21 protein-coding genes are annotated in these 22,198 nt (G+C 45.7%); 10 read left to right on the top strand and 11 right to left on the bottom strand.

The annotated features are described in order from the left end of the window. Positions 1-248: 248 nt before the first annotated feature. Positions 249-461 (bottom strand): DUF1674 domain-containing protein, encoded by a 213-nt coding sequence (locus BBC0122_RS12265; protein WP_077994178.1) that lies wholly within the window; start codon positions 459-461, stop codon positions 249-251. A gap of 82 nt (positions 462-543) precedes the next feature. On the opposite strand from BBC0122_RS12265, the gene htpX reads away from it, so the two are divergent. The 5 genes from htpX (at position 544) to BBC0122_RS12240 (ending at position 7,733) form a co-directional block, all read left to right on the top strand. Next, complete coding sequence (gene htpX / locus BBC0122_RS12260) at positions 544-1,500, top strand: zinc metalloprotease HtpX (protein WP_077994177.1); 957 nt, start codon at positions 544-546, stop codon at positions 1,498-1,500. A 28-nt stretch (positions 1,501-1,528) separates the two neighbouring features. Continuing rightward, complete coding sequence (locus BBC0122_RS12255) at positions 1,529-2,881, top strand: RsmB/NOP family class I SAM-dependent RNA methyltransferase (RefSeq protein WP_418214887.1); 1,353 nt, start codon at positions 1,529-1,531, stop codon at positions 2,879-2,881. A gap of 480 nt (positions 2,882-3,361) precedes the next feature. After that, positions 3,362-4,999 (top strand): heparinase II/III family protein, encoded by a 1,638-nt coding sequence (locus BBC0122_RS12250; RefSeq protein WP_077994716.1) that lies wholly within the window; start codon positions 3,362-3,364, stop codon positions 4,997-4,999. Positions 5,000-5,154: 155 nt separating this feature from the next. Beyond that, positions 5,155-6,771 (top strand): bifunctional phosphoribosylaminoimidazolecarboxamide formyltransferase/IMP cyclohydrolase, encoded by a 1,617-nt coding sequence (purH, locus tag BBC0122_RS12245; RefSeq protein ID WP_077994176.1) that lies wholly within the window; start codon positions 5,155-5,157, stop codon positions 6,769-6,771. 818 nt (positions 6,772-7,589) lie between these two features. Next, positions 7,590-7,733, top strand: a complete 144-nt coding sequence (locus BBC0122_RS12240) for a DUF1127 domain-containing protein (RefSeq protein WP_077994175.1) — start codon at positions 7,590-7,592, stop codon at positions 7,731-7,733. A 170-nt stretch (positions 7,734-7,903) separates the two neighbouring features. On the opposite strand, the gene BBC0122_RS12235 is transcribed toward BBC0122_RS12240, so the two are convergent. From BBC0122_RS12235 to BBC0122_RS12220, 4 genes are all read right to left on the bottom strand, one after another. After that, on the bottom strand, positions 7,904-8,110 hold the full coding sequence (locus tag BBC0122_RS12235) for a hypothetical protein (RefSeq protein WP_077994173.1): 207 nt from the start codon (positions 8,108-8,110) through the stop codon (positions 7,904-7,906). Between the two features lie 428 nt (positions 8,111-8,538). After that, positions 8,539-9,408 carry a DMT family transporter gene (locus tag BBC0122_RS12230; protein WP_077994172.1) on the bottom strand — a complete coding sequence of 290 codons (870 nt, stop codon included), beginning with the start codon at positions 9,406-9,408 and terminating at the stop codon, positions 8,539-8,541. Between the two features lie 489 nt (positions 9,409-9,897). After that, positions 9,898-10,785, bottom strand: coding sequence for an aromatic amino acid exporter YddG (gene yddG / locus BBC0122_RS12225; protein ID WP_077994171.1), 888 nt, complete (start codon positions 10,783-10,785; stop codon positions 9,898-9,900). Next, entirely contained in the window at positions 10,778-11,551 is a 774-nt protein-coding gene (locus tag BBC0122_RS12220) for an SURF1 family protein (protein ID WP_077994170.1), read from the bottom strand. The genes yddG and BBC0122_RS12220 overlap by 8 nt, the downstream gene beginning before the upstream one ends. A 210-nt stretch (positions 11,552-11,761) precedes the next feature. Here BBC0122_RS12220 and rpmB point away from each other — a divergent pair, with 210 nt between their 5' ends. Together rpmB and BBC0122_RS12210 are read left to right on the top strand one after the other, a co-directional pair. Beyond that, a complete protein-coding gene (gene rpmB, locus BBC0122_RS12215) occupies positions 11,762-12,055 on the top strand; it encodes a 50S ribosomal protein L28 (RefSeq protein ID WP_077994169.1) in 294 nt (97 codons plus the stop codon). A gap of 76 nt (positions 12,056-12,131) precedes the next feature. Beyond that, positions 12,132-12,782: a queuosine precursor transporter gene (locus BBC0122_RS12210; protein ID WP_077994167.1), complete on the top strand. Its 651-nt coding sequence runs from the start codon at positions 12,132-12,134 to the stop codon at positions 12,780-12,782. Positions 12,783-13,398: 616 nt separating this feature from the next. On the opposite strand, the gene cobT is transcribed toward BBC0122_RS12210, so the two are convergent. The 3 genes from cobT to BBC0122_RS12190 form a co-directional block, all read right to left on the bottom strand. Next, positions 13,399-15,267: a cobaltochelatase subunit CobT gene (gene cobT, locus BBC0122_RS12200; RefSeq protein ID WP_077994164.1), complete on the bottom strand. Its 1,869-nt coding sequence runs from the start codon at positions 15,265-15,267 to the stop codon at positions 13,399-13,401. A gap of 13 nt (positions 15,268-15,280) precedes the next feature. After that, positions 15,281-16,267 (bottom strand): cobaltochelatase subunit CobS, encoded by a 987-nt coding sequence (gene cobS / locus BBC0122_RS12195; protein ID WP_077994163.1) that lies wholly within the window; start codon positions 16,265-16,267, stop codon positions 15,281-15,283. Between the two features lie 168 nt (positions 16,268-16,435). After that, a complete protein-coding gene (locus BBC0122_RS12190) occupies positions 16,436-17,053 on the bottom strand; it encodes a J domain-containing protein (protein WP_077994160.1) in 618 nt (205 codons plus the stop codon). Between the two features lie 139 nt (positions 17,054-17,192). Between BBC0122_RS12190 and BBC0122_RS12185 the strand changes: the two genes are divergently transcribed. Beyond that, positions 17,193-17,474: a BolA family protein gene (locus BBC0122_RS12185; protein ID WP_077994714.1), complete on the top strand. Its 282-nt coding sequence runs from the start codon at positions 17,193-17,195 to the stop codon at positions 17,472-17,474. A 117-nt stretch (positions 17,475-17,591) separates the two neighbouring features. Here BBC0122_RS12185 and BBC0122_RS12180 read toward each other — a convergent pair whose 3' ends face one another. The 3 genes from BBC0122_RS12180 to BBC0122_RS12170 all read right to left on the bottom strand — a co-directional run bounded on the left by BBC0122_RS12180 (position 17,592) and on the right by BBC0122_RS12170 (position 20,461). Next, positions 17,592-18,461, bottom strand: coding sequence for an arginase family protein (locus tag BBC0122_RS12180; protein WP_077994159.1), 870 nt, complete (start codon positions 18,459-18,461; stop codon positions 17,592-17,594). Between the two features lie 177 nt (positions 18,462-18,638). Next, positions 18,639-19,592, bottom strand: coding sequence for a tyrosine recombinase XerC (locus BBC0122_RS12175; protein ID WP_077994157.1), 954 nt, complete (start codon positions 19,590-19,592; stop codon positions 18,639-18,641). A 56-nt stretch (positions 19,593-19,648) separates the two neighbouring features. After that, positions 19,649-20,461 carry a SapC family protein gene (locus tag BBC0122_RS12170; protein ID WP_077994155.1) on the bottom strand — a complete coding sequence of 271 codons (813 nt, stop codon included), beginning with the start codon at positions 20,459-20,461 and terminating at the stop codon, positions 19,649-19,651. Positions 20,462-20,786: 325 nt separating this feature from the next. Between BBC0122_RS12170 and rimM the strand changes: the two genes are divergently transcribed. Together rimM and trmD are read left to right on the top strand one after the other, a co-directional pair. Next, entirely contained in the window at positions 20,787-21,335 is a 549-nt protein-coding gene (gene rimM, locus BBC0122_RS12165; RefSeq protein WP_077994153.1) for a ribosome maturation factor RimM, read from the top strand. Then, entirely contained in the window at positions 21,335-22,033 is a 699-nt protein-coding gene (gene trmD / locus BBC0122_RS12160; protein WP_077994151.1) for a tRNA (guanosine(37)-N1)-methyltransferase TrmD, read from the top strand. Before rimM ends, trmD begins: the two co-directional genes overlap by 1 nt. Positions 22,034-22,198 lie beyond the last annotated feature (165 nt).

The raw sequence follows: 22,198 nt of genomic DNA, 5'->3' as shown, positions 1-22,198 counted from the left end.
GGCTGATATAAAGCTTTGCGTATTTGTCGTTAAAATATGGAAATAAAAACAGGGAAGCGCGCTGTATAAATCGCTTTCTCGAACATTCGATTTGTTATAAAAATTGGCAAGTCCAAAATAAAAACAAAAAAATATATAAGAAAAAACCGGTTTAACAATTTAGACGGAATAATATAAAAATAATAATACACAAAAAATCCGGAATTAAATTTTTAAAAACCGGATTTATTTGAATGAGCTTTCAAAAATCAGAAGTCGATAGCCCTTCCCTTTATTTCCCAATCGCCATAGCGTGAAGGATCATTTCCGCCACGACCGCCGATTTCCTTCGGCGCATCGGTTTTCTTGGCTTTTTTACGCCGTTCCTCGGCTTCTTTCAGTGCTCTTTGTGCTGCAGGGGGAAGTTCTTTTTTTTCGGGATTTTTATTTTCTATATTTTGTTCTTTTTGTTTGTCTGTCATTTTTCATAGGTCTTCCATTGAAGAAAACGGAAATATTCACCATCATATAGGGCAAATATGCTTTATATCGGAGTTTTTGACAATGAATTTTATGCGTACCGCCATGCTTCTTGCTTTCATGACGGCACTATTGATGGGCGTCGGCTACCTCATTGGCGGCAGTAATGGTGCAGTGATCGCATTTCTCATTTCAGCCGGAATGAATCTGTTTTCCTATTGGAATTCGGATAAAATGGTTTTGAGTATGTATGGCGCGCATCAGGTCGATGAGCGGAGCGCCCCCCAATATTACCGGATTGTGAGCGACCTTGCCAAAAAAGTCGGTCTTCCCCAACCGAAAGTCTTTGTGATTGATAACGCGCAGCCCAATGCTTTTGCAACCGGACGCAATCCCGAACATGCCTCTGTTGCTGCCACAACCGGCCTGTTGAATGCGCTTAGTCCGGAAGAACTGGCCGGTGTTATGGCGCACGAGCTGTCACATGTACAAAACCATGATACGCTGACAATGACAATAACCGCTTCGATTGCCGGAGCCATTTCGATGCTTGGCAATTTTGCGTTGTTTTTCGGCAGCAGTAACCGCGATTCCAATGGTAACTCCAATTCATCCGGTATTATCGGTACAATTATTGCGATGTTCGTGGCACCTTTTGCTGCCATGCTTGTGCAAATGGCGATCAGCAGAACACGCGAATATGCGGCCGATAAACGCGGCGGCCAAATATGTGGAAATCCGCTATGGCTTGCCTCGGCCTTGAACAAAATTGCCCGTGGTGTTGCAGATGTTCCCAATGAGGAAGCAGAACATAATCCTGCAACAGCACATCTGTTTATCATCAATCCTTTGAATGGCAGCGGGGCGGATAGTCTTTTTTCGACCCATCCTTCAACGGAAAACCGCATAAAAGCTTTGCGTAAACAGGCCGAGGAAATGAATATTACGACAACAAGCGGTTCGCCATGGGAAAATATGCGCCGCACTGTTGAACGTCCGTCATGGATGCGCAATAACACGCCGAAAGGTCCATGGTCATAACGAGTCGATATTGGCAAATAAACATAAAATACATCATTCCGGTTTGTCCGAAAGAAAATCCGCCGTGCCTGTTCCGGGCCTTCCGGCAAGGCTGGCAGCAGCCCGTCTTCTTTCGGCAGTGATTGACAAAAAGACATCGCTTGATGGCCTCACCGATAACGAGCACGGGCATCCCCAATATTTGGCACTTGAAATGCGTGATCGTATGCTGGTGCGCGCTATTTTGGGGGCAGCCCTTCGCCATCGTGCTGATATTGAAAGAATAGTTGAGCGTTATCTTGATCGGCCTTTGCCGCAAAATGCCCTGTCGTTAAAACATCTTCTCCATGTGGCGGCAGCGCAAGTGCTCTATCTTGATGTTCCCGACCATGCGGCCATTGATCTTGCCGTTACTGCCGCCAAAAGCGACCCGCGCAATCAACGTTTTTCAGGCCTTGTCAATGCAATTTTGCGAAAACTTGCCCGCAATGCCGATAAGGAACGGGCGCAAAGTTCGGCAACGGAAAATATTCCGGCATGGTTTTCTCACATGTTGATCGAAGCCTATGGTCGTGAAAAGGCAGCAAAAATTTTGGCCGCACAGGCAATTGAACCACCAATCGATATTTCAGTCAAAAGCAACCCTGAAATATGGGCGGAAAAACTCGGTGGTCATGTTCTCTTCAATGGCACAGTCCGGCTTGAACATGTCGAAGGGGCGGTAAGCGATCTTGAAGGCTATCAACAAGGGGAATGGTGGGTGCAAGATGTGGCCGCCTCTCTTCCCGCCCGCTTGCTCGGCAATATTAAAGATAAAGCTGTAGCAGATTTATGTGCAGCACCGGGCGGAAAAACGGCAGAGCTTGCCGTTCAGGGCGCCCATGTAACGGCAATCGATCTTTCGGCAAACCGCCTGAAGCGTTTACAACATAATATGGAACGGCTCGATTTGAAGGTTGCAACATGGGCGGGCAACCTTAAAGATTTCAAACCTGAAGAACTTTTTGATGCTGTTTTGCTTGATGCGCCCTGTTCGTCGACCGGAACAATCAGAAGACACCCTGATATTTTATGGACAAAAGATATTAGTGACGTTGAAAAACTTGCAAAATTACAGCTTGAACTTCTTGTCGCTTCCATTTCGCTTGTCAAAATTGGCGGCTTGATTGTCTTTGCAAATTGTTCGATTGCAAGACAGGAGGGCGAAGAGCTTGTTGATAAAGTTCTTTCAAGCCGCAATGATATCACGCTCGTACCAATCCGTGATGAAGAAGTGGGGGGAAGAAAAGAGCTTTTGCCAAACGGTGTTTTACGCACCACTCCCGCCGATCTTGAAGGGGAAACGCCATTATTATCGGGCATGGACGGCTTTTTTGCAGCGAGATTCAAACGTATTGCTTAAGCCTTTCGTAACCTCGCTATTATTTTCAATTTTCATGCCGCTTTGTCCTGACAAAAGAGAAAAGGGGCACTGAAACCTTCAGTTTTTTGAATGCTTGTTTTGCGAATTTTAAATGGCTGATGGGCAGCATCCGGAATTTTTAACGCCGATATTTCAAGGCGGGACGCATAAAATTGGCAGAATATTTAAGTTTGGTTTTAAAAATAAAAGCCCGAACGCATTTTAAAAAGTTAAAAGTTCAAGCGCCACTATAGCGGTTTATGCCCCAGCACATTATCAAGCTTTAAGCCTTTTTTGCCGGTATAATGGATGACAACCACTTCATTTGATCTTGATGTTCTATTGCGGGTTTTTTACCAAAATTAACCAATCATTCACCTTAATCCATGAAAATAGGTTCAAGTTCATTTTCATGGAGTTCCTATCGTGGCCACCACAATCGATCAGCAATATAAAACATCGCCAGCGCTTTATGCTGCGATGCGTTTGTTGCGGCGTGTGTGTGTCGGACCGTTATTTCGCTGGCGGTTTTCCGGTTTTCGTCCGCAACGTATTCTGGCTGAACCTGTCGATCTTCATTTGGCCGATCCGGAAATGGCGCATGAATTCTATCATGGCCGTTTTGCGCTTGCCGGAAGGATTGTGCAAACCGGTTCAATTTCACCTTTTGCGGTCGAGCCACCAACGCCTGCTTGGGAAGCAGCGCTTAACGATTTCAGTTGGCTCCGGCATCTTGATGCAGCGCGTACGCCGCTTGCCAATGCCCATGCCCGTTCCTTGCTTAACGACTGGCTTGAACAATCCGGAAAACATGTCAAAGGTTTGGCATGGCGCCCTGATGTTGCAGCGCGCAGGCTGATTTCATGGCTTTGCCATGCACGAATGTTGCTTGATGGCGCAAATGAAAATTTCGAGCGCCGGTTTTTGCGTGCGTTAGGCTTTCATGCACGGTTTCTAAGAACGGCTATCCGCAATATGGATGAGGATGAAAACCGTCTCCAAGCCGCTATCGCTTTATGTTTTGCTTCTGTTTCTTTGCCTGTATCACCTTCCATGAAAAAGGCTTCCCAGATGCAGCTTGCGCGGTCTTTGGCGCGGCAAATCTTGCCGGATGGTGGGCATATTTCGCGCAATCCCGCAACATTGCTTTCCCTGTTGACCGATCTTATCGCATTGCGTCACCTTTATGCCCATAGCAAAGAGACTGCACCCAGAATATTGGTTGATTCGGTTGAACGCATGTTACCGGCTTTGCGGTTTTTTGTTCATCAGGATCAGACGCTTGCCCATTTTAACGGAGTGGGGCCGGTTTTGCCGGAAAGGTTGGCAGTTGTTTTGAAACTTGACGAGACAGCCGGTATGCCTTTTTCACATGCGCCTTATTCCGGCTATCAGAGACTTTACGCGAATAATACAACCATCATTGCCGATACCGGAACAATTCCACCGCGTCAGGTTTCCTATCAAGCGGCCGCAGGTTGCCTTTCCTTTGAAATGTCCTCAGGTGCCGACCGTTTCATTATCAATGCGGGAATCGACCCCTATGGACCGGACGATTATGCTTTGATGGCGCGGGCAACCGCAGCCCATTCGACGGCAACACTGAACGATACATCTTCCGGTAAATTCCATAAGCGCAAAGGCAATAGCCGCGCCGCACTCATAAGCGGCCCGACAATTGTCAATATCAAACGCGTTGAAGAACCGGACCGTGTCGGTTTTGTTGCAAGTCATAACGGCTATCTCGCATCATTCAATATGATTCACGAGCGTGGATTGCTGCTTACATCCAATGGCAATATTATCGACGGCTATGACTCCTTTTTCGCACCTGCCGGAAAATCCATCAAAAGCGATGGTCGTGACAATGTAGCGGTGCGGTTCCATCTTCATCCCCATGTCGAGGTGAGCCATGATGGTAACAGCTTGCGTCTGGAAGTTTTGAAGGGAGATGCGTGGAATTTTATTTCTCCCGATGCCGATATACAGCTTGAAGATTCAATCGACTTTGCAGATCCGAGCGGTCCAAGAAGAACACGTCAGATTGTCTTGAATTTTCGGCCGGTTCTCACCGAAAAAATCCGTTGGCGTTTTACACGTATTACCGGAGCAAGCTAAGTAATTGAGCTGGAAATGAAGGTATTTTGAAAAGAGCTTATCTAAAAGTTTCAAGTCAAAACCGTTCACTTTTCTTTTCATAGAGTGTTTTTTTCAACTTCCTGTGCTATGGCAGTTAAGGTTATTTCTTCTGCGTAAATTTCAGGAACAATGCTATGACTGTGACATCGAAACACATTCCCGCGCCCGATTTGCTTCGGGTGCGTCGGGCTCTTATTTCCGTATCGGATAAAACCGGCCTTATCGACTTTGCAACGCGCCTTCATGAATATGGCGTCGAGCTTATTTCGACAGGCGGTACTGCAAAGGCTCTGGCTGAAGCCGGTTTGCCTGTCAAAGATGTCTCCGAAGTTACCGGTTTTCCGGAAATTATGGATGGTCGGGTCAAAACTCTGCATCCGGCAATTCATGGAGGCATACTTGCAATCCGTGATGATCCGGAACATCAGGCCGCAATGAAAAAACACGGAATTGTCGGCATTGATCTTGTTGCTGTCAATCTTTATCCGTTCGAGGAAACAAGACTTTCCGGTGCCGATAATGAAACCATTGTCGAAAATATCGACATTGGCGGCCCGGCAATGATTCGTGCCGCTGCAAAGAACCACGCTTATGTTACAGTTGTGACAGATGCGGATGATTATAATCTGGTATTGGCCGAACTTGATAAAAATGAAGGCAGTCTGAAGCTTTCCTTCCGTCGCATGCTGGCTGCCCGTGCTTTTGCCCGTACAGCTTCATATGATGCAGCAATATCGAACTGGTTTGCCGAGGCACTTGAAATTGATACGCCGAAATGGCGCGCAATTGGCGGCGAACTTGAAACGATTATGCGCTATGGCGAAAATCCGCATCAAAAAGCGGGTTTTTATCTGACCGGTGAAAAGCGTTTCGGTGTATCAACCGCACAGGTTTTACAGGGAAAACAGCTTTCCTATAATAATATCAATGATACGGACGCAGCCTTTGAAACCGTTGCCGAATTCGATCCGGAAAAGACTGCAGCGGTCGCCATTATCAAACATGCAAATCCTTGCGGGGTTGCCAAAGGCAAAACGTTGAAAGAAGCCTATCTTAAAGCTTTGGCTTGCGATTCTGTTTCGGCTTTCGGTGGTATTATTGCGCTGAACCGTCCGCTTGACGAAGATTGCGCCACCGAAATTACCAAAATTTTTACCGAAGTTATTATCGCACCGGACGCTACAGAAACGGCTCGCGAAATCATTGCCAGGAAGAAAAATCTGCGTCTTCTGATTACCGGTGGTCTGCCTGACCCGCGCGCTCCCGGTTTGACAATGAGAACCGTATCGGGCGGCATGTTGGTTCAGACGCGTGATAATGGTGTGATTGACGATCTCGATTTGAAAGTGGTTACAAAACGCCAACCGACCGAAGCGGAAATGCGTGATCTCAAATTTGCATTTCAGGTTGCCAAACACGTGAAATCGAATGCCATTGTCTATGTGAAGGATAATGCAACAGTCGGTATCGGTGCCGGTCAGATGAGCCGCGTGGACTCAGCCCGTATAGCCGCTCATAAAGCGCTGGATGCAGCTAAAATCGCCGGTATTAGCGAGCCTTTGACCAAAGGTTCGGTTGTCGCATCCGACGCTTTCTTCCCGTTTGCCGATGGGTTGTTGTCAGCGGTGGAAGCGGGCGCGACAGCGGTCATCCAGCCTGGCGGTTCTATCCGCGATGATGAAGTGATTGCAGCAGCCGACGAAAACAATATCGCAATGGTCTTTACCGGTATGCGCCATTTCCGTCACTGAATGGATGGAAAGAACAAAGATTTCATACAAGGAAAAGCTGCTGGATCAATTCCGGCAGCTTTTTTTAATACTACTACAGTTTCCGATACTTGCGGGAATTGATTGGAAGACACGTTGAGCAAGCTTCAAAATGGAAGCGCCGGAGAAGAATAGTGATTGTTCGGGCTAAAATATTTTTAAAACCGGCCGAGCTTTGTTTCGATAGATCTAGCGGAGATTTTTACGAGATTGAACACTTTTCTCGAATAGCGTGGTGTCTATGAAGCGTATGGCATTGGAAATCCTTAAGGGATAATTGCAATAGACATGCCGCAATTGATTGAAACAGATAAGAATTTTTCTGGCTGAGACAGTATCGCGACAGCAAAGAATAGCGGGAATAAACAATAGCGCTTGCCAAAAAATTATTTGCCCCCGCCAACAATATATTTCATCTCCGTGAAGCGGGTTGCGCTAAACGAAAAATTAACCATGATTTAAGAGTTGTGTTAGAAAATAACCTTATCCTGCAAGTTGTTTTTAAAGGTAAATAGAATTTCTTTCTTTCAAATTTGAAATTTGCATCATTTCAAAACAATTTCCACGCGATTTTTCACAAAAATTATGGCGAAAAATATCGTTTTATTTCCTGAATAAGGCCAAATGTTACGAAATGAGGCGAAATATCGCCAATTCTTAATGAATTGTGACTAAAAAATATACAAAATGCTTAATCGCTGCACAGCAGCTATGCAATCTTGTCACTCCTCAATGCGGGGGGTCAAGTCTATATACGCCTCAACAAATTCCAACATAATATATTCAATCAGGTGAGTGTCATGAATCTTCTTCGTAGTTTTAATAAATGGCGCCGTTATCGTACAACTTATAATGAATTGAGCCGCCTTTCTACTCATGAATTGAATGATCTCGGTATTACCCGTTCAGAGATCGCGGCAATCGCTCGCCGTACAGCGCGCTAAAAGCTCGCAGAGCCTTTTCCCCTCAGGCTCTGGGTGGAAAGCCTTTCCTTCCCTTGAGGCTTTCCTTTTGTAACGTCTGCTGCCCCCTCCCGCAGCAGGCGTTTTTATTTCCTTCCCTTGGGCTTACCTTTTTGCAACGTCTGCTGCCCCCTCCCGCGAGCCAAGCGTTTTTATTTTATTCCTTTTATTTCCTCCTCTTGAGGCTTTTCTTTTTCAACGTCTGCTGCCGCCTCTCGCGAGGCAAGCGTTTTTATTTCGTTTCCTTGAGGCTTTCCTTTTGTAACGTCTGCTGCCCCCTCCCGTAAGCCAAGCGTTTTTATTTCCTTCCCTTGGGGCTTACCTCTTTGCAACGTCTGCAGCCCCCTCCCGCGAGCCACGCGTTTTTATTTCCTTCCCTTTATTTCCTTCCCTTGAGGTTTTCTTTTGCAACGTCTGCTGCCTCCGCCCGTAAGCCAAGCGTTTGTTATTTCGTTTCCTTGATCGAAACGCTTATTTTGCGATGTGGGCAAAAATCTGCTTCATTCCCGTATCCAGTGGTTTTGAATTATCGCACGCTAAAAGCTCGCGAGGTTTTTCCGCTCGGACTTTGCGGGAAAATCTTTCCTTTTATGAGATTGGCACTCCGATCTCTCGCTGGCGATAATGCCAAAAACTGCCAGAAATTTTCTTCAAAAACACAAACCGGCAATTCCGCCGGTTAGGCAGTTATTTTAATATCGCGCGTTCTTTCGATTTTCGGCATTTTCAACTTGAGCTGTTCTTTTCAAGCGAAGAATTCTTAAAACGCGAGGGAGGGGGAATTTCATTATTTCTGTGGTGTGGTTTGGTTCCGGTGATGCTTTTCGCGCATAAAAGTTAAAAGGCTTGAGGCCATGATAAGGATAATGCCAACGGCCATCGGGAGGTCAAGATGATCGTTGAAAATGAAATAACCGAACAATATCGCCCAGATCATCTGGCTATATTGCGGGGTGGCAATAGCAATTGCGGGAACGCGGCGCGCAGCCGCCATAAGAAAAAGTGCACCAAGAGCTGCAAGTAACCCGTAACCGGAAAGATAGAGCCATTCAAAACCATGCGGTTCGACATAGCCGGGTAAACTCAACAAACCGCAAATAATAATCGAACCGATAATGCCACTTGAATAAAGTGTAATGCGTTTTTCGCGACCGCCCATATGACGTACAATAATGATAGAAATAGCGCCGCTCAAACCGGCAAAAACAGCCCCAACATGTCCGATATTAAGTTCACGGAAACCCGGTCGCAAAACGACAAGCACACCGATAAAGCCGATGATGATGGCCGACCAACGCCGCCATCCGATGGCTTCTTTTAAAAATACCATAGAAAGAATGCTGACAAAGAGGGGCTGCAAGAATATCAATGTGAAGGCTTCTGCCATTGAGAGATGTGTAAAAGCAGTAACGCTGCCGATAACTCCGAAAGCACCGGAAACTGTCCGTAAAAACCACATTGGCCAGTTCTGCGAGCGGATAATGTCTATCCATTTATTGTCACGGTTTTTCAAAAATGGAATGACAATGATGCTGATTAAAGCTCCGAAAAATGCCGTTTCATAAGGTGGCAATGCGCCATCAATAAATTTGACACACGCATCGCTCACGGCATAGGCGGCGTAAGAAGCAAATGAAAGGAAAACCCCGTAGAACATTTTTGACCTTTCAACCCGCTTTTACCTGATTTTGATTGTCGGTAGATATGTGACGGCAAGTTTCAGCCCATCGCCATAAATTTATTTTGCTTTCTCAAGCCTTTTTTCGCGCCTTTAAAAAATACCATATGATAAAAGAACGAAAAAAAGACAGGCGAACCAAAACATTTTATTGCTTAAATAAAACCGTTTGATATTTCTTCAAGACGGTGACGATTAGCTTCCGGAACAAGAAAATAGTTATCAATATCATTTGGCGGGGTGAACCAAGGCTGAAACACCAGGCAATCAAACTGTTTTTTCAGTCTTTTGCTAACAGCCACATCAATTCAACAATTCTTAAAGTCAAGCTTGCATTGTTCAAACAATAGTTCGTTTTTAAAGCAGTTGGACAACAGGCCTTTGCTCTGTCGCTCGTGAAGATGCACGTGAAAATAGTGAATTTACCGGCAAGCCGATGAAGAAATGCCGGTGAACGTATCCGGTTATTTATTCGCGGACGGCTTCTGGTTTTGGTTTAAAGATCAGATTTTTGGAAGCGAGAACAGCACCGCCTGTAATGAGAAGACATGCTGCCAGTAGCCGCCATGACGGTTCTGCAAGACCGGTTGCCACCATAATAAGGGTAGAAAGCAGTGGGGCACTATAACTGGCGACACCCAAAAGCTGGATATTGCCACGTTTAACACCGAAATCCCAACAGTAAAAAGCAAGCCCGACGGGAAAAAGACCAAGCAATAAAACCGATAGCCATTGTCCGCCGTTTTCAGGCAGAATGAAAGGTTCGGAAAAAATAAAGTGGCACAGAAATGCAAGAATAGATGTTACAAGGCAAAACGCTGCGACAACAGTTGTGGGCACTTTTGCCAATCGGCGGGAAAGAAGTGAATAGGCCGCCCATGCAAAAGCACTGCCCAATGCAACGAGATAGCCAAAGCTGTTTTTTTCATCAATCACAAATCCGCCTTTACCGGCGATAACCAGCACCATTCCGGAAAAACCCAACAAAGCGCCAAGAACGTGGAACCAGCGCAATTTTTCCCCCGGCATCAGTGCGGAACCGAGAACGATGAATAACGGCCACAAATAATTGATAAGGGCGGCATCAACAGGCGGGGCATTTCTTAACGCTGTGAAATAAAGGAAGTGGTAGCCGAAGAGGCCGCCAATGCCCACAACCCACACAATGAGCGGCTGTTTCAGATCTTTGAGTGTTTCAGGATGTTTAATCCAGATCACTACGCCCGGAAGCGTGCCAATGAGGAAAGTCATAGACGTTAACAGGAGCGAAGGAACTTTTCCGGAAAATGCCGTTAAAGTCGCCAATAGCGACCACATAAGGATTGCCAGAAAACCTATTCCTGTTGCTTTATTCATAGATAATTCCGCGTCGACGCCGTCTTTCGGAAATGATTAAAAATATAGATGCAGCAAATACGCCGGCGGCCAAAGTAAACCAGGTAATTGCATAGCTCAAGTGGTTATTCGGGAAGCTCACAATAGTTAAACCACCGATCGGTAATCCACCTATATTCGGCGTTCTGTCAGCATCAATGAAATAAGGGGCAACATCAACAAGCCCGACTTTTTTAGCCATAGCAGGCAATTGCCGTGTATACCACAAATTACTATCGGGATTATTTTTACGAGGGAAAAAACCGCCCCCTTCACTCATACGCAAAAGACCGGTAACCGTTGTTTCACCTTCGACAAGTCCGGCTGCCCGTGTTTTCTGGTCGCGTTTATCCATCGGCACAAATCCCCGATTGATAAATGTGATCGCTCCGTCTTCTGTTTGCATCGGAGTGAGAACCCAATAACCGGTTGTCTCGTCTGCAACAGCCGTTATCAGAACTTCTTTATCATTTAAAAAATGCCCTTTGAGGGTGACGGGGCGATATTCGTCTTTGTCGTAACTCACCTTGCTCCACTCGCTTTTAGCAGGTGCCGGAACCGGTGCGAGATGGACACGTTCATTTGCATTTTTAATCAGATTTTCTTTCCAGCCAAGTCGCTCGACTTGCCAGACACCCAACGAACAAAAAGCGCAAAAAAAGAACAGGCATAAAAAACCGAAAATTCCCAAAAATATCGGGGAACGGCCATGCGCTGGCTTGGGATCTGTTTTAGCTTCACTCATCATAATATTTCTTTTATCATAGCTTGCGGCTAAAAAAACAGATTTCTTACGTTTTAACCTTCTGACCGCACACGAAAACTCTTGACCTTTTTGCCTAAGCCCCCTATAGAAACGCAACTTACCAATTTTTGGGAAGCCGATCCATGCGCGTGTTCATTGGATTTTTAGCACGCTTATTGATTGCTTCTGTATTAGAATTTAAAGGTGAAATCTATGTCCCGCGCCTGCGAATTGACTGGAAAATCAGTCCAATATGGCAATAATGTCAGCCACGCCAATAACAAATCGCGTCGCCGTTTTTTGCCAAATCTCTGCAATGTTACTCTGATCTCCGATGCGCTTGAACAAAGCTATCGTTTGCGTATTTCGGCAAATGCTTTGCGCTCTGTCGAACATCGTGGTGGTCTTGATGCATTTCTTTTGAAGTCCGGTGACAAAGAATTGTCGCAACGGGCACGCTTGTTGAAGCGCCAGATTGAAAAGAAACTCGCTGAAAACGCAGCCTGATTCTTTTCGATAAACGATTCGTCTTGAGGGCCGGTCTTCGGCCCTTTTTTCTGGTTCCATCACCCAGGTTAAAAAAATGAAAAAGACCCGGCATCTTATTTTTGCAGTTTTTGCAATGTGCGTCGCGGTGACGGCGTCCAACGTTTTGGTGCAATATCCGTTTCATTGGTTCGGATTGGAACACCTTCTGACCTATGGCGCATTTACCTATCCGTTCGCTTTTCTTATCAACGACCTTACAAATCGGCGTTACGGCCCCCATGCCGCAAGGCGCATTGTTTATGCCGGTTTTGTTGCCGGGCTTGTGGTTTCGTGGATTCTGGCCAGTCCGCGATTGGCGATCGCATCCGGTACAGCATTTTTGTTTGCCCAATTATTGGATATTCTGGTATTCAATCCTTTACGGCGTAAAACATGGTGGATTGCACCGCTTGCGGCTGCGATAACCGGTTCGGCACTTGATACCGTATGGTTTTTCGCTGTCGCTTTTTCCAGCCATTTTTCGTTTATCGACAAACTCACCGGTTATAGCGATAGCTCCATTCCCACCATGACAAATCTTTTGGGGCTTGAAGTGCCGGTTTGGCTTTCATTATCGTGTGGTGATTTCGGCGTGAAATTGTTTATGGGCGTTTTCATGCTTTTGCCCTATGGAGCGATTTTGGCAATATTTATGCCGGATATTTATCATGGCAAAAGTCAAGAAAAGGGCGATCAGGCTGTCTGAGGAACGGTCTATTTATTTCCAATCTCCATATTATCTTATAATTATTCGCTTTTTTACCCCGCTGCATTCAACAAAGCCGGTTTTGTTTTTCAACGCCGGCTTCTTTAACAACGATTATGCCTGCAATCATGTCGGGCAGGCGTTGGGGTGTTTATTTGCTCTTTCTGACAATCGCTACATTTAAGCAATACATTGCCGCATTTAAGCAATACATTGCCGTGATTGTCAGAAGGAAATTTTTTCCCGTTCGCAAAACATGACGGGCGCAAATGACCAAGATAAGCATATCTTCAAGCTTCACTCATAAGCGCTCATATTATCCAGATAAAAATCGTATCATTAGAATAAAAAATACAATGAGATTTCAACAATATTGAATATAGAATTATCAGTTATGATAATATAGACATGTATAATACGATTGAAATATAATTTTAAAATCGGGTAAAGCGTTTAATAGACTAAATAAATAAAATAAAAAACGAATCAAAACTAATCAAGTTCAAGCAACAAAGTCATTATATTTTAAACGAATTGATAGAACAGTTCCGGATTTTCTTTCAAAGATCAATTTTCTTATAATCGGCACTTTCATAAATGACGGTTTATTATCTCGTCAGTCGGTTTTTTTATCATCAAACAGGCTTGCCAATTGTTCGGTCATGGCACCGGCAAGTTCTTCTGCATCGACAATTGTAACGGCGCGCTGGTAATAGCGGGTGACATCATGGCCAATGCCGATTGCAATGAGTTCGACCGGAGAGTGTGTTTCGATTTCGTCAATAACGGCGCGAAGGTGTTTTTCCAGATAATTACCGGGATTGACGGAAAGCGTAGAATCGTCAACGGGTGCACCGTCGGAAATCATCATCAGAATGCGCCGATATTCACGCCGGCCAAGTAACCGTTGGTGAGCCCATATCAAGGCTTCGCCATCAATATTTTCTTTAAGCAGTCCCTCGCGCATCATCAAACCGAGATTGCGTTTGGCGCGCCGCCAAGGCGTATCGGCACTTTTGTAAATAATATGGCGGAGATCGTTAAGCCGACCCGGATTGGCAGGTTTTCCGTTGGCAAGCCACTTTTCGCGTGATTGGCCACCTTTCCAGGCTTTTGTCGTAAAGCCCAGAATTTCGACTTTGACACCGCAACGTTCCAATGTTCTTGCCAGAATATCGACACATGTTGCCGCAACCGTGATCGGACGGCCTCTCATCGAACCGGAATTATCAATGACCAGCGAAACAACCGTATCGCGAAAATCGGTATCACGTTCTTGTTTGAAAGAAAGTGGCTGTGTCGGATCAATGACAACGCGTGGCAGCCTTGCCGAATCAAGATAGCCTTCTTCAAGATCGAAATTCCATGATCTGTTCTGTTGTGCCATTAAACGCCGTTGCAAACGGTTGGCCAGTTTGCCAACAGCGCCTTGCAAATTGGTGAGCTGTTTATCAAGAAATGCACGTAATTTTGTAAGCTCGTCCATATCGCAGAGTTCTGAAGCTTCAACTTCCTCGTCAAATTCTCGCGTATAGACTTTATAATCTCCGAGTTGATCCATATCGGAAAATGGCGGCTGCGGGCGTTTTGTCTGGCCGGGTGTTTGTTCGGTATCTATTTCTTCGGAATCGCTGCCATCATCATCGGCCGAATCAGAAGCTTCCATGTCTCCGTCTTCGGCATTTTCGTCAACGTCATCAGAAGGTTCGCTTTCTGTCTTGTCGGAACCTTCCTGTTCTTTTGATTCTCCGTCCTCGTTTTCCTGAGGTTCGTTATTTTCGTCTTCGCTCTCGCCTTCGCTATCCGTTTCGTTATCTTCGAGGTTGTCGGCAAGCTGCATAGAGGCCAACATGCTTCTGACAATACGAGCGAACTTGTCTTGGTCATTGACATTTTTTGCCAAATCATCGAGATCTTTTCCGGCTTTTTCCTCAATCCAGTCGCGCCATAAATCAACGACGGGACCGGCTTCTTCAGGTGGTTTGCGGCCGGTAATTTTTTCACGAACAACAAGTGCAAGCGCTTCTTCAAGCGGTGCTTCTTCCTTTGTGGTGATTGCCTGATAATTTGCTCTTTTATATTTGTCGGCAAGCATGGCACCAAGATTTTCCGCCATGCCTTCCATAGCCAATGTGCCGATTGCTTCGACACGGGCTTGCTCGACTGCATCATATATCGCACGCGCTTCAGGAACTTGCGGCGCGAGATTGGAATGGATTTCGCTATCATGCCAGGCCTGACGCAGCGCCATGGAATCGGCCAGACCACGGGTAACAGCAAAATCGTTGAAAGTCGGATGGCGCGGTATGTCGGGAAGTCTGGCATGACCGCCGACAATTGACGGGCGATCATCACCAAATGCGACTTCAAGCTCATGATCGCCGGAGACAGCACGCATACAAACAGTGGTTGCCCGTTTGAAGGGTTCACTGTCAATCAGTCCGGAAGGCCGTTCGCGTATATTGTCTCCTGATTTTGCGGTCATAAAGCTGTTTTCCTTATGACAGAACCGAATTTGCGAGTGATTCCGGCAATTCCTTGCCAAAAGCCCGTTGATAGAATTCGGCAACAATCGGGCGTTCCAACTCGTCGCACTTGTTTAAGAATGTAAGGCGGAATGCAAATCCCAGATCTTTGAAAATTTCGGTGTTTTCAGCCCATGTAATAACGGTACGCGGGCTCATGACTGTCGAAAGATCGCCATTGATAAAAGCCTGTCTCGTCATATCCGCGACATGCACCATTTGGGAAACAGTTTCGCGGCCTTCCTCGGTGCGGAAGCTTTTAGCCTTTGCCAGAACAATGTTGACTTCATTGTCATGCGGCAAATAGTTCAAAGTTGTTACAATCGACCAGCGGTCCATTTGCGCCTGATTGATTTGCTGGGTTCCATGGTAAAGGCCGGTTGTATCACCCAGACCGATCGTGTTTGCGGTGGCAAACAGGCGGAAAGCCGGATGTGGCGAAATAACGCGGCTTTGGTCAAGCAATGTCAGACGACCCGATGATTCAAGTACGCGCTGGATAACGAACATCACGTCAGGACGACCGGCATCATATTCGTCAAAAACCAGTGCAACATTCCGCTGATAGGCCCATGGCAGGATCCCGTCCTGAAATTCGGTTACCTGCATTCCGTCTTTAATCACAATTGCATCTTTACCGACAAGGTCGATACGACTGACATGACTGTCAAGATTGACACGGATACAAGGCCAGTTCAACCGCGCAGCAATTTGCTCGATATGGGTGGATTTTCCGGTACCGTGATAACCGGAAACCATAACACGACGATTGAAGGCAAAACCGGCGAGAATCGCCAAAGTGGTTTCCCGATCAAATAGATAATCCGGATCAAGTTCAGGTACATTGGGATCTGTCTCGCTGAATGCAGGAACTTGCATATCGGTATCAATACCGAAAAGTTCACGTGCCGAAACCGTTATATCCGGCACATTATCAATACCCAGATCATCCTTTGTCATCATGCCTCCATACGGGATAAACCGCTGTCCGAATTAAATATTAACGCACTCTACGTCTATAATCTGTTTTCTTTTGAAGAGCTATAAGCTTCCCTCTCTTATCAGACTAATGGACAAGAATTTCAATGATCTATCGAAAAGAATTGTCTTTTCGTCTTCAAATTAGCGTCAGCAAAAACCCGCATTTTTTAAAAGATTGTATGCCTGCAATACTTCACGCAAACGATCTTCCGAAGATCTGTCACCACCATTTGCATCAGGATGATGAAGTTTTACGAGCGCTTTATACTTGGCCTTGATGTCACGGCTCGTCGCATTGGCTTCAAGCCCCAATGTCATGAAAGCGCGTGCTTCAAGAGTTTTCAGTTTTCGGGGTGCAGAAGCTGCCCGACTCTGCTGGCTAAACATATGGAGCGGGTCATTGACCCGGTTCTGATAGGCAGCAGATCCCGAACGGATGCGGGAAAAATCGGCCGCAGGCTTGGCGGCCGCAGCATTCACACCGGATTTCCATGTCGGGCGGTGGCCGGTCAGGGCATCTTTCTGGAATTTCGCAATCTCATCGTCCTTCAAACCGGTGAAGTAATTGAAATTCTTGTTATATTCGCGCACATGTTCAAGACAGAAATGAAGATATTGTCCCTCGTGATCGCGCCCTGCCGGTGCGCGATGTGTGCCGGGTTTGGTGCATCCTTCCCACTGACATTGTGGAACCTCAGGTTCCACTTTCTTTTTTCTGTTGGAACTGATGCGGATAGAGTCAAATAATTTCGATGTGGTCGTCATGTTTCCGACTTAATGTAAAACATACATGTTTGACAAGAATTGACTTTCGGGATTTTTGTTCCCACATGTTTATAACCGGTTTCGCAAAATTGCAGAATCGGCTCAAACTTACTGCTCACATATGGGATTAAAAAAGAAAATGTCCAGCACAGTCGCGGAAACAATCGAGAAAAAGCTACAAGCTGCGTTTTCTCCGTCCGCTATTGAAATTATTAATGAAAGTCACCTCCACGCTGGCCATCAGCATGATGATGGCCGCAGCTTTGATGGCACTGGTGAAACGCATTTTCGTGTCAAAATTACCGCTAAAGCTTTCAAAGGCATGAAACGTGTCGACATCCACCGTGCAATAAACCACGTTCTCAAGCATGAACTCGAAAGTGGCATTCATGCTTTGGCAATCGAAGCCAAGGCCGAATAAAAGAAAAAATGATCGTTCGTTTTTATTGCAAAAATCATAAAACCCGAAAACCGTCCGGTTCAAAAGGACAGGGCGGGTTTTCAGGTCTCTGAACGATATTCCGCTCCGAAGACAAAATCAGTTTCCGTTTACAAGCGGTAATCCGGCGAGCATATTTTTAAGATGAAGCGCATCCCACGGCAGGTGTTCGGCAATTCCGATACCGACAATTGTGGTCGCTTCATTAACATCATTTACAAGCTTGATAACGTCATCCATTGTCAAACGACCTTCGGCAATGCCGGCATATTTATCGGCACTTACACCCGGTTCGGCCATCAATAATGCATGAAAAAGATGAAAATCGAGGACATCAAGGTCGAGATGAATAGCGAGATATTCGATATTCTGTTTTTTTATCCAATCCAAAACAGGTTGATCGGACGTTTTTAACTGTTCCGGCGAAACGGTGGAAATCTGGTGATCTTGTAAAAACTGTTTTTCATAGTCTGTCGGGTGGTGGATGCCGGCAATCATCACCCTTTCTGCTGGCACCGGTGTTTTGACATCTTTGACGAGGTCGGGGTCGCCATTTCCCATAAGTGCTCCGAGCACATGCGCATGAGAATTGGCAAATTGTTCCGGTGTCATAACGTCGGGGTGGGCATCTATCCACAATATGCCGAAAGATTTTCCGTAAACTGTGCCGAGATAGGAAAAAGGCGCCAGATCAACCAGACAATCACCACCGAACATGACAATTTTATCCGGTTTTTCACTGTTGATAATCGCATAGGCGCTTTGAAGCTGTTTAACGACTTCTTTTCTTTCCACAATACCGTTTTCATTTTTGAGGGGCATGTCCGGTTTTGTAACGGGAACGGTAAAGGACGGAACATTTGTATGGGGAGCCAGAAATTCCAATAATTCCGCACCAAGGTGATAAAGCGGATTATTGCCACCTTGCCATTGCGGCATAACAAGCCGGATTGTTTTCGGTTTTGTCATATCGGTCTCCCATTTTGTCGTAACAGATGTTAATATAGTTCTTATTTCGTAATATAAATCACGGGCGAATTGTCTTTTTTAATTACACAGAATTTTGGAAGACAATGCTTGATGTCAATAAAAAGCATAATTCCATATTATTTGACGTAACCGGTATTTTATAACTTGATATTTACTTTATCTTGGGTGTGCTTTTTTGTAAACTTCCATCAAGCGGTCAGTATCAACACCTGTATAGATTTGCGTTGTTGACAGGCTGGCATGACCAAGCAATTCCTGAATGGTACGAAGATCTCCACCACGTGATAAAAGATGCGTGGCAAAAGAATGCCTGAGCGCATGTGGTGTGACACTATCGGGAAGGCCGAGACTTGAGCGCAATTGTTGCACAGCCTGTTCGACAATTGCCCTGTGTAATTTTCCGCCGCGCACACCACGAAATAAAGGTTGTTCGGGTGGTAGAATGAAGGGGCAGCAGGAAAGATAATCATTGACCGCATCATGAACTGCGGGAATAACCGGAACAAGGCGGGTTTTTCCGCCTTTTCCTGTCACATAAATGCTGGTTGTGGCTTTGTCGGCAAAATCTGCCGGTGTCAATGCCAAAGCTTCCGATATTCTCAGGCCGCATCCGTAAAGCAGAGTGAGAATGGCGGCGTTTCTGGATGCAACCCAAGGTTCTTCGTCAAGCTGGGTGTTTTTATCGACAATATGGAGCGCGTCGGCAATATTGAGAGGTTTTGGCAATGATTTCGGTTGTTTGGGAGTGCGCACAACACGTGCCGCGGGAATGTTGGCAAGCCCCGCGCGCGTCAAATATCGGAAAAATGAACGGATTCCTGCCAGTCCGCGACCGAGTGAACGGGAACTGACCCCTTCATTACGTCGATAGGCGAGAAATGATCTTATATCTGCAACACGCAAGTCCGAAAGATCGGAAATGTCGGGAATATGTCCCAGATGCTGACAAAGAAAGCTTAAAAATTGACGACTGTCTCTTTCATAGGCTTCGACGGTGAGTTTGGCGACCCTGCGAGTTTTTTCCAACTGTGCAAGCCAATCTTTGCGTGCATCGAGAAGTGCAGGTGAAGCTTCCAATAAAGGAATATTGCGGGCGGTCATCTCTGTCATGACAAATATTTATCATGACAGAGTTTAATATAGAGTTTCCTGATAATCGCTTGGCCTTAATCGGCTTTTTTCGAGGTGGAATTGTCTTTTTTATCCGACTCGTCAGCTTTCGGTGCATTCAATGCATTTTTCATATGGGCAAGATGTAGCCCCATAAGACTGGGCAGATTGTTCATCGACATCAATTGCGCAAAAATCCAGCCGAGGAAACCTTGTTTATGAAGTTTGGCAAGTTGATCGCCGGTTAACTTGTTGAATTTTTCAGTGTCGATGATCCAGAAATTTTCCAGTCTCGCGGTTTGTCCGGTTTGCGCACGTATGTCGATAGATTGTTTTTTAAACAGACCCATTTTGGCAACGGTTTCCAAAAATTTGCTTGTCCGTTCCATGCTGTTTTTGAAAGCGTTCAGGAAATTGATCCGGTCTTCCATAAAAGGCGAAACACTGCCGTCACTGTTAAAGAGATCAATCCCCTCTATTTCGTTGAACATGCCCGATTCGGAGTCAAAACAGACTGTCAATTCTTTCTGGTCGGGTGCTCCTGCCAATACGAATGGATAACGGCGGATGAATGCCGGAATATAGGTATCCGCACGCCACTTTTTTTCCTGATCGAGATAATCATTTTCTTCGTTTGCCAAACCGAGCATGGCAACCGCGGTATAGGTGATTTTTTTATCCTTATCTTCGGCGCCCATAAACAATATCGGATAGTTCAATGCGGCCTGATAGAATTCTTCGCCGGCCAGAGGAACCCAGTGGGTATTGGCTGCAAAATCGAGGTTCTTCGGTGCATGGAATTTGAGCTTTTTGTGTATTTCGCGTGAAATGGGGACGATGTTTTTATAAAAAAGCATAACTGTTGGCATAGGTATCCTCCTAAAAGATTTTTTAAATGGCTACGTTTTGCAATATATTGACCCCAAAGCCGCCATTTTTGCTTTTCCAGTCTGATTCGACGCTACATCTAATAGCGTATAGAATGTGGCAATTGAACCTCGTTGGCGTGATTATCTTGAATTTTGGGCAAGCATAATTAAAAGTCTCGAACAATTTTTGAAAAATCAGCATGATAAAAATAAACCGGACGGGATCATTGAATCATCCTGACAAATTGCGTATCCGGAGAACTGTAAAATAGGCAAAACCGGAACATATGGGAAAAACCGGAACATATTGGAAAAGTCGGAACATATGGAAAAAAATGGAAATAATTTGGTTCAACTTGCTACCATTGCGGCCGCTCATGGTATCAAGGGGGACGTAAAACTTATCACATTTACCGCCGACCCCTTGGGAATTTTGTCTTATGACAGGCTATTCGACGAAAATGGCAGAGCCTTCAAAATTGAAAATTCAAGAAAAGCCGGTCACGCCATTATTGTGCATTTTTCCGGTGTTGATGATCGCAATAGTGCCGAGGCACTCAATGGAACAGCTCTTTATATCGAACGGCAACAATTACCGGATAATCTGGAAGAAGACGAGTTTTATCAGACCGATCTTATCGGATTGGATGTCAGGGACGGGAATGGCCGAATAATCGGCAAGGTTAATGCTTTTTTCGATTTTGGCGGTGGTGATATTCTTGAATTGAAGGTTGAGGGCGAGGGGCTGAAATTCATTCCGTTCTCGAAAGCGGCAGTCCCCGAAATCAATATTGAAAAGGGGTTCATCGGCATTGATCGGGTTGCAGCAGGACTTGTTGCAGACGAAACAGATGTTGAAGGTGGAGAAAGTTAATGGGCTTCAAGGCTTCTGTCCTCACTCTTTATCCGGAAATGTTTCCGGGCTTCCTCGGCTATTCTATGGCCGGACGGGCATTGGAAAATGGAATATGGTCACTTGAAGCCATTCAAATCAGGGATTTTGCCAATGATCGCCACCACAGTGTCGACGACACACCGGCAGGCGGTGGTGCAGGAATGGTCATGAAACCTGATGTGCTCGCCAGAGCCATAGATAGTGTCGATAATCAATATCCGCGATTGTTGATGAGCCCGCGCGGGCGCCCGTTTAACCAGAAAATGGCGCATGACTTGAAAGATCGTGGCGGGGTCACACTTGTCTGCGGGCGTTTTGAAGGTATCGACGAACGAGTAATTGAAGCCAGAAATCTTATCGAGGTTTCGATCGGGGATTATATACTCTCCGGTGGTGAAGGAGCGGCACTTGTTGTGCTTGATTCGATTGTGCGGCTTTTACCCGGTGTGATGGGAAACAGCCAGTCGGGCGAACAGGAAAGTTTCGAGGCCGGACTTCTTGAATATCCGCAATATACAAGGCCGCAAATATTCGAGGGAAGAGCAATTCCCGACGTTTTGACATCGGGAAATCATCAGGCAATAGAAAAATGGCGTAAAGACCGGTCTGAAGAAATAACACGCTCGAGACGACCTGATCTTTACGCGATTTACGAGAAAAATAACAGGAAAGCTTGATTCAGTTTTCATGATAGTGTAATGGGCAAACCACGTTTTCAGATGGTACGTCATCTGCATCCGGAAATTAATGGATGGTGAACCCGCTCCTGCCGCAAGGCATAGCCGGAGGAACAAGGTTTCTAGGGCAAGAGTCGAGCGCTCTGACTGTTCGAGAAGAACATG

The sequence above is a fragment of the Ditibartonella choladocola genome (assembly GCF_002007565.1).
Taxonomy (GTDB): Bacteria; Pseudomonadota; Alphaproteobacteria; order Rhizobiales; family Rhizobiaceae; genus Bartonella; species Bartonella choladocola.
This window is presented reverse-complemented; position numbering and strand designations above follow the sequence as displayed.